Here is a 14,601-nt window from a genome sequence, read left to right as displayed (position 1 = left end):
TATGAACGTCAGCAACCCCATTACCGAATCGAGCGCCCGCCATGTCAGCGGGCGTTGTGTTTTAAATGGCACAGACGTGCCATTTGTATCATTCAGCGTTGAGAACAATGCCTTTCGTGGTGCAGGGACGTTTGAGCTTACGCTGGCAATTTCAGCGCTGCCGCCGGACATGCAGCTGCTTAACTGGTGGGCGGTGCAGACCACGATCAGGACCGAGCTGTTCATTTCGATAGTAACCCAGACCGGTGTTAACGAGAAAAGACACATCACAGGCAGCATTGATACCTGGCATTACGAACCGGCACGCTTTGAGATTTCAGCAGAAGGGCGCGATTTCACCGCAAAGCTGATTGATGCGAAGACACCGGGTGAAAGCTTTAAAAATCTCACCAGTTCACAGATAGTCACCACGCTGGCGCAGCGTCACAGCCTGACACCGGTTGTGACGGCGACGACACAGCGCGTCGGTGAATACTATAAGATCGATTCGACACACCTGACAGGCGAACAGACGGTATGGGACCTGATAACCAGCCTGGCGGGCATCGAAAACTTTTCGGTTTATGTGGAAGGTGACAGCCTGCATTTCGAACCCCGACGCGACCCTGCCGCTGATGACGATTATGTTATCCGCTGGCAGCCTCCCGGTAAGCAGGCGTATCCCCGCTGCAATGTCTCCGATGACCTGACATTTTCACGTGCGCTGACAATTGCCAGGGGAGTGTCGGTTGAGGTGCTCAGCTGGAATGCAAAGTGCAAGAATAAACAGTTCAGTGCCTCTTACCCAAACCCTGGTAAGCGAACAGTTCCCGGAAGCGCCTCATCTGACACTCAGATTTATCGTGTCATACGTAACGGATTAACGCCTGAAGCAGCCCATGCGCTGGCACAGTCCATCTACCGACAGGTGATACAGCACGAGATGAACGTTAGCGGATCAACGGCAGGTGACAACCTGCTCATGCCTTATATGCATGTACGTATTGAGGGTACACAAAGCCCGTTCGACCAGATTTACCATTGTGATCGGGTGCGACGTACGCTGAGCTGGGAAACAGGCTACACCATGCAGATGTCGGGTAAGAACCACAGCACGGCGCCGGGTGTTGAGCGGTGAGGGCGCTGCTGAATATCATGGCGGCGACATCGCGCCAGAGCAATGCGGGTAAGAGTGGCACACGTCAGGGCATTATCACGGCTTATGACCCGGATAACTACACAGTGAAGGTACTGCTGCAGCCGACGGGTGAGGAAACCGGCTGGATCCCCCTCAGCACGCCCTGGGCAGGAAACGGCTGGGGGCTTGCGGCAGGGCCGATGATTGGTGCCGTAGCTGAGGTTGAGTTTGATTCCAGCCTGGCCGGGGTTGGCATGGCGGCAGGGCAGTTTTATAACGATGAAGACCGCTGCCCGGGCCCCCCTTCCGGTGAATTCTGGCTGGTGCATCAGGGCGGATCGCTTTTGAAGTTTCTCAACAGCGGGGACGTCCTGCTGAGTGCGAAGGAAAAACTCATTTATGACGCACCAGCACATCACTTCACTGGTGGCGACGTCCGGATAGATGAAAATCTGACGGTCGGTAAAGAGATCAGCGACAACAATGGTCGCTATGGCACGGTTCATCATATTCGTACCGTTTATAGCGGTCACACACATCTCGAGAAAGGTCAGGGCAACTTTACAGCCCCGCCAGAACAGCAAATCAAAGCCACTCTGCAACGGTAACCTATGCACGACCTTTATCATTTTACCGGAGGAGATCTTGCGCCCTCCTCTACGGGCGATCTGCGCACGGCTCTGGGCAGCGTTCGCACGAAGCAACGTATTCTGCGACGACTGCTGACCAACCCCGGTGATTATCTGTTTCATCCTGAATACGGTGCCGGGCTGGGTAAAAAAGTCGGTGAAGCTGTACAGCCGGGCGAGTGGAAGTCGCTCATCAGCGGCCAGATGCTGCTTGAAGAGGCCGTCGCGCACTATCCACCGCCAGTTGTGAAACTGGTCCTGATTGAAGGGGGTGTCAGCGTATCCATTGTCTACACCGATGCCCTGACCGGCACGCCAGAAACTCTCCACTTCGATGTCGCGAGGTAAGCGGATGTCATCGCTCAACGTCAAATCCTTCACTGAACTCGTCGGCGAACAGGTCACAGCGATACAGGCTCGGGCAGCAAAGCTGGTGGATTTTTCCATCGGGAGCATTCTGCGTTCACTGGCTGAATCCAATGCCGGTGTGGTCATGTGGCTCCAGCAGCTGATTGTAAAGCTGCTGGTGACAACCCGCGCGGCGACATGCTCCGGCGAAGACCTGGACAGCTGGATGGCAGACTTTGGTTTTTTCCGTCGCTCTGCTGTACAGGCTGCCGGTAACGTGACGTTCTCCCGTCTTACCCCCGCGAGCCAGGCCCTTATCCCGGTCGGGACAAAGATAACCACCCTCGATGGCACACAGAGCTACACGGTTATTGCCGACCGGCCCGGACAGTTGGGCTATATCATCGCAGCGGGTGTCATTTCCCTGGAGGTACCGGTGAGGGCAGATACCGCAGGCGCTGCAGGTAATGCGCAGCCGGGTACCGTCACCCTTATTACGGGTTCTGTGTTATATGTCGATAAGGTGACTAATCCAGCGGCGTTTGTGGGAGGTCAGGACGCTGAGTCTGACGACGATTTCCGCGCGCGATTCAGAATGTGGATCGCTTCATTATCAAAAGCTACAAGAGCGGCGATTGCGTTTGCGCTCAGCAATGTTCAGCGCGGCGTCAGCTTTACCCTGACCGAGAATGTCTCCTGGGACGGTAGACCACAGCCGGGCTATTTTTATGCCGTTATTGATGATGGCAGCGGTATGCCGCCACGCGAATTGCTTGATCGTGCATACAGGGCTATTGACGCTGTGCGCGGATTTACCATCACCTTTGGGGTTTTCAGGCCGGTGGTCATCTATGCAAAGGTCATACTTTCATTTACGACAGATAATGAAGCAGATCACTCTAAGGTGGCCGGTCTGATTGAGGCGGCCGTATCGCAATACATTGCAGACCTTCATCCCGGACAGCTTCTGGCCTACACCCGGATCATCAGAGTGGCCTATGCGGCCAGTCCACTGGTCACGAACGTGACATACCTTACCCTCAATGACGGTAAAGCTGACCTTGCGGCCTCGCCAAAACAGGTTATTCGCAAAGGTCAGATTACGGTGAGCTGAATGACTAAAGGTGACAGGAACGACTTTCTCAACCGGCTTCATGCGCTGCTGCCGCCAGGCTGGTTCAGTGATGACACACCGATTTTCGAAGGTGTGCTTTCAGCCTGTGCCACAGCGTTATCCTGGTGCTACACCCTTTATCGCTACGCACATAAGCAGACTCGCATCTCCACGGCGAGCGATGGCTGGCTGGACGTTGCAGCCTATGATTTCTTTGGCACTAGCCTGACCAGACCTGCAGGTATGTCTGATGACCCCTTCCGGATCCAGATAAAAACAAATCTGCTTCGCGAGCGGGGTACGCGTCAGGCCGTTACCAACATTATTGAGATGCTGACCGGGAACACACCAGTCGTGTTCGAGCCGTCACACCCTGCAGATACAGGTGCGTATGGCGGACCTGCAATCGGTTATGGTGCTGCGGGTGGATATGGATCACATTGTCTGCCTTACCAGGCATTTGTGGTCGTCAGTCGTCCGCGCGGTCAGGGCATCCCCCAGGTGGCAGGCTACGGAATTTCAACAGCGGGCTATGGCAGTGCTTCGCGCGCCCAATATGTCTCCCGGGGAATGGTTAAGGGCAGTGTTACGGATGCACAGATTTATGCTGCGATCGAAGCCGTCAAACCGGAAGGCACGCTGGTCTGGGTGAGAATTCATTAATCTCTCTTCCTTCGTTAACAATCATGCAATGGCCACCCTGAAGGTGGCCTTTTTTAATGGGTAACTTTATGGATCGTCAGATTGTTTATCCGGGCGCTATTCCGCTCGAAACCGACCTGCTTAATACCAATAAATTCGCCATGACAGGGCTGGCGAAACTGGCGTCAGCCTTTCTGGGTGAGAGTACCTGGCTATGTGGTCTGGTATGTAAGCCTTCCGCACCGGCTTCCATGACTGTTCAGGTCGGGGAGGGGCAGATTTATTCCCTGCAGCATATTGATGGCACGCCTTACTCGTCACTGGCTGCCGATAACATCAATACTATTCTGAAGCAGGGTCTGAGTCTGGCACCCTGCCTTTTCAGGCTTGATGCACCCGCCATGCAGGGGCACAGCATCAACTACCTCATTCAGGTGGCTTATGCCGACACGGACACGGGGCCCGCTGTGCTGCCATATTACAATGCTGCTGATCCGGCGATCGCTTTCAGCGGACCAGATAACAGCGGCGCACCACAAAACACGGTAAGATCCGGTGGCTGTCATGTCTCATTAAAAGCGGGTATGGCCGCCCGAAAAGGTGAACAGATATCCCCGACACCGGATCCCGGTTATACGGCAGCATGGGTAATTACCGTGGATAACGGCGCATTATCCATTGATGCTTCAGCGATACATATGGCTGAGCATGCGCCTTTTCTTCCTGAGGATGGCATCATTGCTGCTGTGCAGCAGGGACGTCTTAACAGTGGCAAAGTTAAAAGCGAGGGTGATAACTTTCATCTGATCTGCCAGCCACCCGTCACAAAGCTCACCGATGGCATGCGTCTGTTCTTTCGCACACAGGCGACTAATGCAGGGGCATGCAAACTCCGTGTCGGTGATTTCCCGGCCTGTCCAGTCTTAAACGATGACGCCAGAGAACTCAGGAAGGGTACCCTAAGCAGCTGCCAGCAAAATGAAGTTGAGTGGAATGCGACTCTGAATGCCTGGATCCTGTGTAATAACCAGCAGCATATTGATTGGAGTAATTTTGATCGCCGCTATATTCCCGTAAGCGGCGGGGAAGTAAAAGGTCCGTTAAACGTTGAAGGCTCACTGAGCACGGACATGCCATTGAAGATTGGGAAAGCAGAAGTCACTACTAAAGGCGATATTGCTGGAGAAGCATGGAGCGGCGGAAGTCTGCATTCATGGCTGGCAGGCCGTTCAGCATCATTTGTACATAAGACAAAAGGTTTCCCTTTCATCTGGAAAGATCCGGTCAGTAAGCTCGTTATTCAGGGAGGACTGCATGAAACAAGCAAAGGCGAGATTAATTACCCGGCAGCTTTTCCCAACTACTGTTCCCTCGTATTAATTACGCAATGTGGCAGACATAAAATGAGTAAAGACAATTCATTTATATCAGATGTTAATCAATTAAACTTTACCCTGCACGCCGGCAATGGTGAACCCGCATTCTACTGGCTGGCTATGGGGTATTGATTATGCAGATGGGTTTCAGTGCAAAAAGTAATGCCTTTTATTTTCTGGATGAGGAGGCCGCTTACAGAGGAAACGGTATCTGGCAGGAGGATATTATTCCTGTTTCTGATGAAGTCTGGCAACAGTTTACCGGTACCCCCCCAGAAGGGAAACAGCGTGGGTCTGGCAAGGAAGGAATGCCCGTCTGGACGGATATCCCTGAACAGGAATACAGCACTATTGAGGATAATCAGGCAATAAAGAATGCGCTGCTGGAAAAAGCCGATACCGAAATACGCATGCTGGCGGTAGTGCAGGATGTATACGGACTAAATGAAGAAGAGAAACAGAAACTCGACGCCTGGAAAAAACATTTAGCTGAAGTATACAGGCTGAATGCAAATGTAATGAAAAAAATAGACTGGCCAGCAGTACCAGGCAAGAGTTGAAAGTGGCTCGTCCGGAACGAGCCACTGAATTAATACTTAAAAGCGATATCCCGCATTGACGAAGACACTGGTCATCTTATGTTTTTTTGATGCAAATGCGGCCTGAGATCCTTCAAAGCCCACAGTTAATGCCAGATTTTTGGTTGCATCAAATGTCAGCCCTGTGCTGTATGCAAACTGGTTGGATGAAGTGGAACCATTTTTCATCTGAGAGTTGTTGCGATCATCGAAGATTAATGGATTATCTACTTTCGTATGCGAAATCCCCCCTAAGGCAAAGACGCTGAGTTTCTCTGAGATGCGATAGGTCGGGCCGATCAGAGCAGAGTAATATTCTGCCTGTCTGTCTAACCGATGTTTTGCATTATAATCCTCTTTGCATTGTGCATTACTCCTTCTGCACTCAGTATCAGCATCCTGCCAGTTCTTCTTCATCACCGATACAGATCCCATGAAACCCCACGGTGATGATGTCTCATACTGAAACCTGAAGTTTCCGCCCTGAATTTCACCAAAATCTTTAATATGGCCACGCTGGTAACCAAAAGACATGGTAGGCCTTACATCCGTATCCTCAGCCATCGCATTGGTACACAAAATTGTGGTGGCCAGCAAAGCCATGGACGCTTTTCTGAATAACATCTGAACTCCTGCTTAAAAGTGGGATGCATGATTCGGCATGCACAACCGTTTAGAGGAGGCCATTTTCAGTCAGGTACAATTCAGAAAAGTGAAAATTAAGTATGTCTTTTCAGTCTGTTACATTTGATTTTTCCGGAGCTGCCGGGTTAATTGCGGAGCATGCAAAAAGTGAGTTAAGGGTAGTAATACAGTTCATCGTGGGATGTCGTAGAATGGATTTTAAGTGAAGCGACGGCAGCTTTGTTCGTAGCTGGACTAACGTCCAGGCTCTTCACAGGAAAGCCAGCGGGAATCTGGAAGGCGTGCTCCTTAATCGAGACCACTGAATTTACGGTTCAGCAGAATGGTTTAGATTCTGCTTCTTTAGGCAAGAGATGAAGCATAAAAAAGGGAATTTGAGGAACAGGTGTGTCAGACAGCATGCATGGCAATGGGGAAGGATGCCTGACAGCTGGTCGCCAGCGGTGAACTGGTCACGCAGGAAACGGTTGCCAGAAAGATAGTAGGGCTATTAAAGCGACGGCCTGATTTAGCTGACAGCATTGCATTATCAGTGTTACTGCAAGCTTAACAATAGCGGCGGCGGGGCATGCGGTCCAATCTTGAAAGCTTTCAATGTCCGCTTTGTGCCAGAAGCGGACATCTCATATTGGAGCTTTATTTCAACGTAGTAATGCATACTAATAGTCTAGAGTTAGTTAGTCACTGCTAAAAAATCTTAAATAAATCAGGTGTTAAAAACGTTAAGTTTGTAATTGCGCCAGTGAAAAACGGAGGTGATGTGTTGGCTAATCAGATAGATGAGTTGGAAAAGTCTTTAGGTGGGAAGCTAGAAAGATCAGATGCCAGAGTCATCCCCGGCATGGATGGCGCACCGACAAGGGAAACTATGTATTTTTCTGATGATGGGAAAAACAAATTCCGAAAGCAATTTAAAAATATTACATGCTTCGCTGATCCTACGAACGCAACTAGTGGGGGGGTCAATGAAGCAGGGTGCAGCATTACTCCACTGGATGGTCCGCTATTTCATGCTGTCATATATCACGGTGATATTGACGGATGGAGAAAGGATATCGAAGCTGGTGCCAAAGGCATGGGGTTGTTACTGGCTCAAATTGAAGGTGATCAATTTGTTATTACCGATGGCCGCTCTATTCCTCTGTCAGAGTGCAAAATAGAATTCTCTTAACCTTATCCTACTGATACCGGCCTGGCGCCGGTGTTTTCGCACTTGGTCTGCCCCTTTTTATCACTGACCTGCTCCCTGTTGATTAATATGTAGCTACGACAAGTCTTCATCTGTTGCAGAACAACTTTGACCGTCCGCTTCTCGCTCAGAGCGGACGTTGTACACGCGGCCGTCCGCTTTGTGCCAGAAGCGAACATTACATCCTGGTTATTAGACAGCAGCTCAGTCGGATAACCTCAGAGATGCTGACCGGTGGCATTTCATCACTGAAAGGGACAGCGGCAGGCCCGGCGGGTAAGCTGTAAATAATGGAAAAACGGAGAAGGCTGAAGCATACCCTGTGATTTACTGGCATCCCACAGCTACTCTGACGGCTTAAATAACGAAGAATAAATTTTGCCGCATTGGTCGCCGGCTCAGGTTTCTCCCAGAGCCCGGTTGCGTCCGCTGCGTTTAGCTTCATAAAGCGCCCTGTCCGCCCTTTCCTTCAGCCGCTCCGCTTCCTCCTCCTGACCATCGGAAATCTTCGTACAGTATCCGGCACTGATGGTGACAACTTTCCCGGGGAGCTCCGTGGCCGTGTGGATAATACCGGCCTCCCTGATAGTTTTTACCGCCCGCTCGGCCAACAGCCTCGCATCAGGTGCGCTGGTAAAGGGCAGAATGATGGCAAACTCCTCACCACCGTAGCGCGCCACCAGGTCACCCTGACGGTGCGTGAGCCCCCTCAGTAACCCTCCCACTTTTTTCAGGCACATGTCGCCTGCCACGTGTCCGCAGGTGTCGTTAAAGCGCTTGAAGTAATCAATATCTATCATAATCAGCGACAGGGGTTCGCCGGACTTTCTGGAGCGCTGAAGGCTCTGCTCAAGCACCGCATCGAACTGCCTTCGGTTGGCCAGGCCAGTCAGACCGTCAAACAGTGCCAGTGACTGCAGGGTATGATTGATTGATGTCAGCTCATCCCTGACCTGGGTCAGCTCAATCTGATTCCTTACGTTGGCTCTGACCTGCCTCAGTACAAAAATTCCCATCCCCGTTATCATGACCAGTAAAATCAGATTAAGGATGGCATCAGTCATATTCGCACCCAGCCATATCTTCCAGATTCTGTCCCGGTCATAGCCGGCAGCAACGACCAGCGGGTACTGCTGCAGACGGGCGTAGCCGTAAATGCGTTCAATACCGTCCAGCGCGGAGCGCCACGTCGCGCTGCCACTGTCAGAAGTTTTAAGTGCGGTTCTGAAAAGCGGGCTGTCAGAAAGGCTCTGGTTAATGACCGAGTCCGGCAGGGGGCGAGCATACAGCACGGAGGTATCGGCCAGAATAAGCCCCAGGACGTCACGCTCATCCAGCGTATAATAGCTGTAGAACTGCCTGAAATAGTCCACCCTGACCGTGGCCAGTGCTACGCCGGCAAAGTGTCCCGCATCGTCGTTCAGCCGCACCGATACCGGAATAACCAGGTCACCCGTAGAGCGGCTGCGGATGACGCGGCTGACATGTAACGCTGTACCGGTATGTGTGCGGTGCCAGATGAAATAATCCCGGTCCGCATTGTTGGCTTTCGCCGGCACATAATTCCCCGATGTGGCAACCCAGTTACCCTTTACATCATAGATAAAGAGGCCATGCAGCTGGGGAAGTTTACCGTGCTGCTCCCTGAGCTGGCGGCCAAAGGCGGGCGTCAGGGCATAACTTATCCCGTTCTGTCTGAGCTGTCTGATTGCATCAGCCAGCGTGATGTCTACCTGAAGGAAGGCATCTTCTGCCTGCTTTGCCAGCGAAACGGAGAGGTTACGGGCATCATTCTCGCGCTCAGCCAGCCTTTGTTGCCACGAGGCCCAGAGTGACCAGCCGTTCGCTCCAGTGACGGCAAGAGCTGTCACCAGCAAAAATACCGCCATACTTTTACCTAGCGGGGTGCGCATAAGGGGAGTAGAGCCACTGCCAGAGTGTTTGTCCAAGACCGGTTATCCTCTTGTATTGTCATACTGAAGCGTAATTTACGAATGATGCTGTTACAAGGCGGGTGCGTTATTGTCCCGGCCGCCCTGCTTAAGCACGCCGGCCAACTATGCAGAGCAGTCTTGTTGCCTGACCGTGAGCTTCTCCCCCAGAAAAGATTAACGGACGGGAAGGCAGTTTCGGACCCGATATCCGGGAATATGTATGGCAGGTAGCGCCGACAGGCACATTTATGGATGGTTGTAGCCGGAAAACGAGCTGACAGCTGAAAAGCCGGCGGCATATGCGCCGGCCATAACAGCTTTTTTATATCGATTTTACTTCCCCTGGTGAGGGCATAATATTTATCGGCAATGCTCAGGTAATGTTTATATTTATTAACGGAAAAAAGTAACGGCAGACAACCGCGCCGGAAAGGATATTTGTTTCTCAAGAGGCTTTCACGACTCATATGAGCAGAAACGGCCGCTCCGGCAGTGTGTACCGATATCTGCATCTCGCTCAAAGCAGGCCTTTCTCAGTCTTAACTGGTAACTCTTCATCAGTCCATTCACTTTCACTTTTTTCGCCCTCATCTGAGGCAGCAGGGCTGACGACCCGGCAGCGCCGGGGAACCAGAGGGGGCCATCAGAGTATTAATGTGAATGACCGCTATGTGCCAGAAGCGGACGTTGCACTTTTTACTGCCGTAAACGCATCTTAATGGTATTACAAACTCCTTAGAGATTATTCATTTCCTGAGCTTTCACGAATGCTGGTCGGCTCATGGCTCTGGCTATGCAGCTGTCCGTTTCCTTGTCGATTTCTGCTTCTCTCGCTCAGTTGAACTCCATGAGAAAGTCATCGGGACATTCAACTGTTATAGCGGTAGCCTGGCCTGGACTGCCAGGCCCCTAATAAGATGAACAGGGTAGGGTGCCCACAACTCTGCTCAGAAACAGATTTAAAGCCGGGCCACTGACACCTTTAATTTTATTGCCCGCTTAGGGAGGTCACGTCGGCCAGTTTATCAAGACCTTCATGATTGATTTCATTCTCAGCACCGTCGACCGCCGCGGAAATACTCAACAGACTCTGTAGCTCGCTTAACAGAATGGCGGCATCAGATTTAAGAACTTCATTGGATTCAGCAGAGTCAATCACAGTATTGATTGCCTTATTAGCACTTTCAATCATCTCCGTTACGCCACCCTGCCTGCTCACAGCCAGCACAAGCGCGCTAATCAGCAGCGATTGTGCCTCAACGCGTGCTGTCAGCTGTTTCATATCTGCATCAATATGTGAGATTTTGGTCAGCATGCTCAGTACCACGTTTTTCATAGCGAATGCTCCTGTAAAAAAGCTGATTCTAACGACCCACGCAAGACCTGCCTACAGCCACTCTCTGAAAATCTCCCCCATTACCCCTGAAATGATTGCAGCAATCGGGTCTGAAGAATTCTGATCCTGACTTTATACGTTGCGAACAAAATTCAGCTGGATTAACGACCCCGCTACGGACAGCCCGACCGCCAGTCAATGATGCGCCTGCAGCAGAACCGGGCGGCCCTGAAAATGGCTGAAGCCTTTTCCGCATGCTGAAGGAGCCTTTATAGGTAGTGGCGCGAGAAGGGATTGAGAGTCGGGTGCAGTAATAATTCTGTTGGCGGCCTCTTCCCGCTGCAGGCAGCACACTTCGTCCGGATCATGTGCGCCGTCAGGTCTGATACCGCTCACAGGACTTGTACAGAACTTATCCACCACTTTTGTGAATAACTTAAAATCCATGTCAATTGTAGCCGGAAAATTAAGCTAAAAAACTTCCGTCCCTTTAACATTTTCGCCGTTTTGAGCATACGCCGCGTCAGGGATAATGAATAGCTTTAACGTAAAGATGTCGGTCGTTGTGAGATACTGTCTGAAGGCTCTATCAGTGGCGGGTCTGGGCAGGATACGTGGCTGTGAGGTTGTATATTGCTCCCATACCAGACACCTTTGTGCCAAAAGCGGAAGTTGCTAACTCTCTAGTGATAAGCATAAAAAAATACCTGCCTTTCGAGGAGGAGGGCAGGTACAAAACGCGGTGGTAGCGTATTGTGCTGTTATATAGTTTTCGATGTTGTGAGGAAGACGCCTGGCAATCCCGTCAGACATCCTCCTGTCAATGAGCTGTAGGAGCGCTCACCTATGACACAACACTATCTATGTTAATTACTTAAGAGTGAGTTTCAAGCGTAAGCAGTAACTTAATAGAAACCCGACAGGTAAAAACCTGCGAGGGGGCAGGCATGTACTGCGCCCATCTCGGCAGGCTTCGTGATGGGTGAGTTAAAATTAGTCAGTTGTGAGGCTTTGACAAAAAAATGGACAGGTTGCGTGTATCATCTTCACGTACTTTCAGATTGTGCTGCTATCAACTCCATAGGGCCCATATATTGACCATCACAACTGCAAGCACAGTGATCAAAAGGAAAAAGGCCATATTGCGGCCAAGAGAATTACGCATACCTGAATTGATTTATTTACCATTCACAAATGAAGGGTTTACACACTGGTTTACTGCGCTTTACCACGGCGACTGACTAAGCCACCTTTACGGCCTGCATCAACTGCTCTGTCAGGATTATTTCTGAAGTTACCGCCGCTGACCTTCCCGCCTTTTCTGCCGGCTTCAGATGCGCGTACTGAATCTTCGGCGAAATTACCTTTACCACCACGATGTGTGCTCATAGCTTAATACTCCGGCCAGGCAATATTGCTTAAGGCCTTAGGGGGGCTTACCTTATTAGTAAAGCTTATAAATATCATGAGCGAACAGAGACTAAGATAATTCTTACGCTTAAGTCACTTTTATGTCGTGGTTTGGCTTAAAAGCTGTCTGGAGGTTTTATTTTTCAGCACTATTTAACAGGACTTTGCCAGAAAGTGAGCGCTGCCCATTCCTTGTTACAACAATGTCTTAACCTCCTTTCATTACTAAGGGTTAATTTATTTAGACTTTGGATGTCAGACAATGTGCGAGGGAAACATTAATTTTTCAGCTAATGTAATTTTACGTATAAATTGAGCTCACAAGGAAGCAGATTAAGCTAGGGTACGCATGCCAGCGATAAAAACCGCAACCTTTTGCTTTTGCCATGAAGATCATTCTGAATGGTATTTTTTGAGATCCGAGCGGAGCAACTTTGGCAGGAAGTATTTCAGGCTCTTATGCACCACTATGGCAGCATCAGTGACCGATGCGTTTACCCTGCTTATCAATAAGCGCCTCACCGTCTTCTTTGATGAACGCTCCCTGCTGAAGATCCGGCAGAATATCGAGAACCGCTTCGGACGGACGGCAGAGCTTCGTGCCGAGCGGCGTCACCACCACCGGGCGATTAATAAGGATCGGATGAGCCAGCATGGCATTGAGCAGTTCGTTATCGCTGAAGCGGTCTTCTGCCAGGCCGAGCTGCTCGTAAGGTTCGGTATTCTTGCGCAGCAGGGCGCGTACGCTGATGCCCATGTCCGCAATCAGCTTCTTCAGCTCATCGCGGGACGGCGGTGTTTCCAGATACAGAATAACCTTGGGTTCGGTGCCGCTGTTGCGGATAAGCGCCAGGGTGTTGCGGGACGTCCCGCACGCCGGGTTGTGATAAATGGTGATGTCAGTCATAAGCGGTACTCCGTAAAGGCGCTGCACAGTCGCAACACCGGGGTTAAGGTTAAACAGACAGGCGCAGGGCCAGCGCGGCCAGCGTCACAAAAAGTACCGGCAGGGTTATCACGATACCCACGCGGAAGTAGTAGCCCCAGCTGACAGTAATGTTTTTTTGCGCCAGTACGTGCAGCCACAGCAGGGTAGCGAGGCTGCCGATGGGGGTGATTTTCGGGCCAAGGTCGCAGCCGATGATGTTGGCGTAAATCATCGCCTCCTTCACCACGCCCTGCGCGGTGCTGCCGTCAATCGAAAGCGCGCCAACGAGCACGGTAGGCATGTTGTTCATCACCGAGGAAAGCACCGCCGTCAGAAAGCCGGTGCCGAGCGTTGCGCCCCAGACGCCGTGCTCTGCAAACCGGTTCAGGGCGGCAGAAAGGTAATCAGTCAGGCCGGCGTTACGAAGACCGTACACCACCAGATACATGCCCAGCGAGAAGATAACAATCTGCCAGGGCGCGCCTTTCAGCACCTTGCCGGTATCAATCACGTGTCCTTTGCGGGCAACCAGCCAGAGAACACACGCCGCCACCGCTGCCACCAGGCTGACCGGCACGCCGAGTGGCTCGAGGGCAAAGAAGCCGATCAGCAGCAGGATGAGAACAATCCAGCCGGTTCTGAAGGTGCGCGCATCGCGGATGGCCTCACGCGGCGCCTTCAGTTTCGCCAGGTCGTAAGTGGCCGGGATATCCCTGCGAAAATACAGGTGCAACATGACCAGCGTGGCGGCAACCGAGGCGATATTTACCGGCACCATTACCGAGGCATACTCGCTGAAACCCAGCTTAAAGAAGTCCGCCGTGACGATGTTCACCAGGTTCGACACGATGAGCGGCAGGCTGGAGGTGTCGGCGATGAAACCTGCTGCCATCACAAACGCCAGCGTGGCGCCGGGGCTGAAGCCCAGCGCCAGCAGCATGGCGATAACGATAGGCGTCAGAATAAGTGCCGCCCCGTCATTGGCGAACAGGGCGGCTACCGCCGCACCCAGCAGAACGATACAGGTGAACAGCAGCCGGCCTTTTCCGCCTCCCCAGCGGGAAACGTGCAGCGCCGCCCACTCAAAAAAGCCGGACTCGTCGAGCAGCAGGCTGATGATGATGACGGCAATAAAGGTAGCCGTAGCGTTCCAGACAATCTGCCAGACCACCGGAATATCCCCAATCTGTACTACGCCGGTCAGGAGCGCCAGAGCCGCACCGATGACTGCACTCCAGCCAATACTGAGGCCCTTCGGCTGCCAGATAACCAGTATCAGCGTCAGGACGAAAATCGCACCCGCCAGAAACATACCTTCTCCTTTTTAAATAAAGTTGCCCGTTGATCCGGGCTGA

14 protein-coding genes are annotated in these 14,601 nt (G+C 51.7%); 8 read left to right on the top strand and 6 right to left on the bottom strand.

Annotated features, from left to right (window positions below):
• Position 1 precedes the first annotated feature (1 nt).
• The 7 genes from EPG66_RS12080 to EPG66_RS12050 all read left to right on the top strand — a co-directional run bounded on the left by EPG66_RS12080 (position 2) and on the right by EPG66_RS12050 (position 5,786).
• The gene (locus tag EPG66_RS12080) at positions 2-1,117 is read left to right on the top strand and encodes a type IV secretion protein Rhs (protein ID WP_182686967.1); all 1,116 of its coding nucleotides are present in this window, start codon (positions 2-4) and stop codon (positions 1,115-1,117) included.
• Complete coding sequence (locus EPG66_RS12075) at positions 1,114-1,725, top strand: baseplate assembly protein (protein ID WP_182686965.1); 612 nt, start codon at positions 1,114-1,116, stop codon at positions 1,723-1,725. The genes EPG66_RS12080 and EPG66_RS12075 overlap by 4 nt, the downstream gene beginning before the upstream one ends.
• Positions 1,726-1,728: 3 nt before the next feature.
• A complete protein-coding gene (locus tag EPG66_RS12070; protein WP_022624435.1) occupies positions 1,729-2,094 on the top strand; it encodes a hypothetical protein in 366 nt (121 codons plus the stop codon).
• Positions 2,095-2,098: 4 nt separating this feature from the next.
• Positions 2,099-3,208, top strand: a complete 1,110-nt coding sequence (locus EPG66_RS12065) for a baseplate J/gp47 family protein (protein WP_182686963.1) — start codon at positions 2,099-2,101, stop codon at positions 3,206-3,208.
• Complete coding sequence (locus EPG66_RS12060; protein WP_182686961.1) at positions 3,209-3,871, top strand: hypothetical protein; 663 nt, start codon at positions 3,209-3,211, stop codon at positions 3,869-3,871.
• Positions 3,872-3,939: 68 nt separating this feature from the next.
• On the top strand, positions 3,940-5,358 hold the full coding sequence (locus EPG66_RS12055; RefSeq protein ID WP_182686959.1) for a hypothetical protein: 1,419 nt from the start codon (positions 3,940-3,942) through the stop codon (positions 5,356-5,358).
• A 2-nt stretch (positions 5,359-5,360) separates the two neighbouring features.
• On the top strand, positions 5,361-5,786 hold the full coding sequence (locus tag EPG66_RS12050; protein WP_050498575.1) for a tail fiber assembly protein: 426 nt from the start codon (positions 5,361-5,363) through the stop codon (positions 5,784-5,786).
• A 36-nt stretch (positions 5,787-5,822) separates the two neighbouring features.
• Here the strand turns inward: EPG66_RS12050 and EPG66_RS12045 are convergent, their stop codons facing one another.
• Positions 5,823-6,428, bottom strand: coding sequence for an Ail/Lom family outer membrane beta-barrel protein (locus EPG66_RS12045; protein WP_182686957.1), 606 nt, complete (start codon positions 6,426-6,428; stop codon positions 5,823-5,825).
• 781 nt (positions 6,429-7,209) lie between these two features.
• Between EPG66_RS12045 and EPG66_RS12040 the strand changes: the two genes are divergently transcribed.
• Positions 7,210-7,620: a hypothetical protein gene (locus EPG66_RS12040; protein WP_228312224.1), complete on the top strand. Its 411-nt coding sequence runs from the start codon at positions 7,210-7,212 to the stop codon at positions 7,618-7,620.
• Positions 7,621-8,036: 416 nt separating this feature from the next.
• Here EPG66_RS12040 and EPG66_RS12035 read toward each other — a convergent pair whose 3' ends face one another.
• From EPG66_RS12035 to EPG66_RS12015, 5 genes are all read right to left on the bottom strand, one after another.
• Positions 8,037-9,551 carry a sensor domain-containing diguanylate cyclase gene (locus EPG66_RS12035; RefSeq protein WP_182687152.1) on the bottom strand — a complete coding sequence of 505 codons (1,515 nt, stop codon included), beginning with the start codon at positions 9,549-9,551 and terminating at the stop codon, positions 8,037-8,039.
• A 1,009-nt stretch (positions 9,552-10,560) separates the two neighbouring features.
• Positions 10,561-10,908: an anti-adapter protein IraP gene (gene iraP, locus EPG66_RS12030; RefSeq protein WP_086905490.1), complete on the bottom strand. Its 348-nt coding sequence runs from the start codon at positions 10,906-10,908 to the stop codon at positions 10,561-10,563.
• 1,215 nt (positions 10,909-12,123) lie between these two features.
• Positions 12,124-12,297: a con-10 family general stress protein gene (locus EPG66_RS12025; protein ID WP_182686955.1), complete on the bottom strand. Its 174-nt coding sequence runs from the start codon at positions 12,295-12,297 to the stop codon at positions 12,124-12,126.
• Positions 12,298-12,796: 499 nt separating this feature from the next.
• Positions 12,797-13,225, bottom strand: a complete 429-nt coding sequence (arsC, locus tag EPG66_RS12020; protein ID WP_182686953.1) for a glutaredoxin-dependent arsenate reductase — start codon at positions 13,223-13,225, stop codon at positions 12,797-12,799.
• A gap of 49 nt (positions 13,226-13,274) precedes the next feature.
• A complete protein-coding gene (locus tag EPG66_RS12015; RefSeq protein ID WP_099257118.1) occupies positions 13,275-14,558 on the bottom strand; it encodes an arsenic transporter in 1,284 nt (427 codons plus the stop codon).
• Positions 14,559-14,601: the final 43 nt, after the last annotated feature.

Origin of the sequence: Pantoea pleuroti, assembly GCF_014156615.1 — a bacterium.
In the GTDB taxonomy this organism is placed as follows: domain Bacteria; phylum Pseudomonadota; class Gammaproteobacteria; order Enterobacterales; family Enterobacteriaceae; genus Pantoea; species Pantoea agglomerans.
The sequence above is the reverse complement of the archived record's forward strand: the minus strand, read 5'-3'. Positions and strand labels throughout refer to the sequence as shown.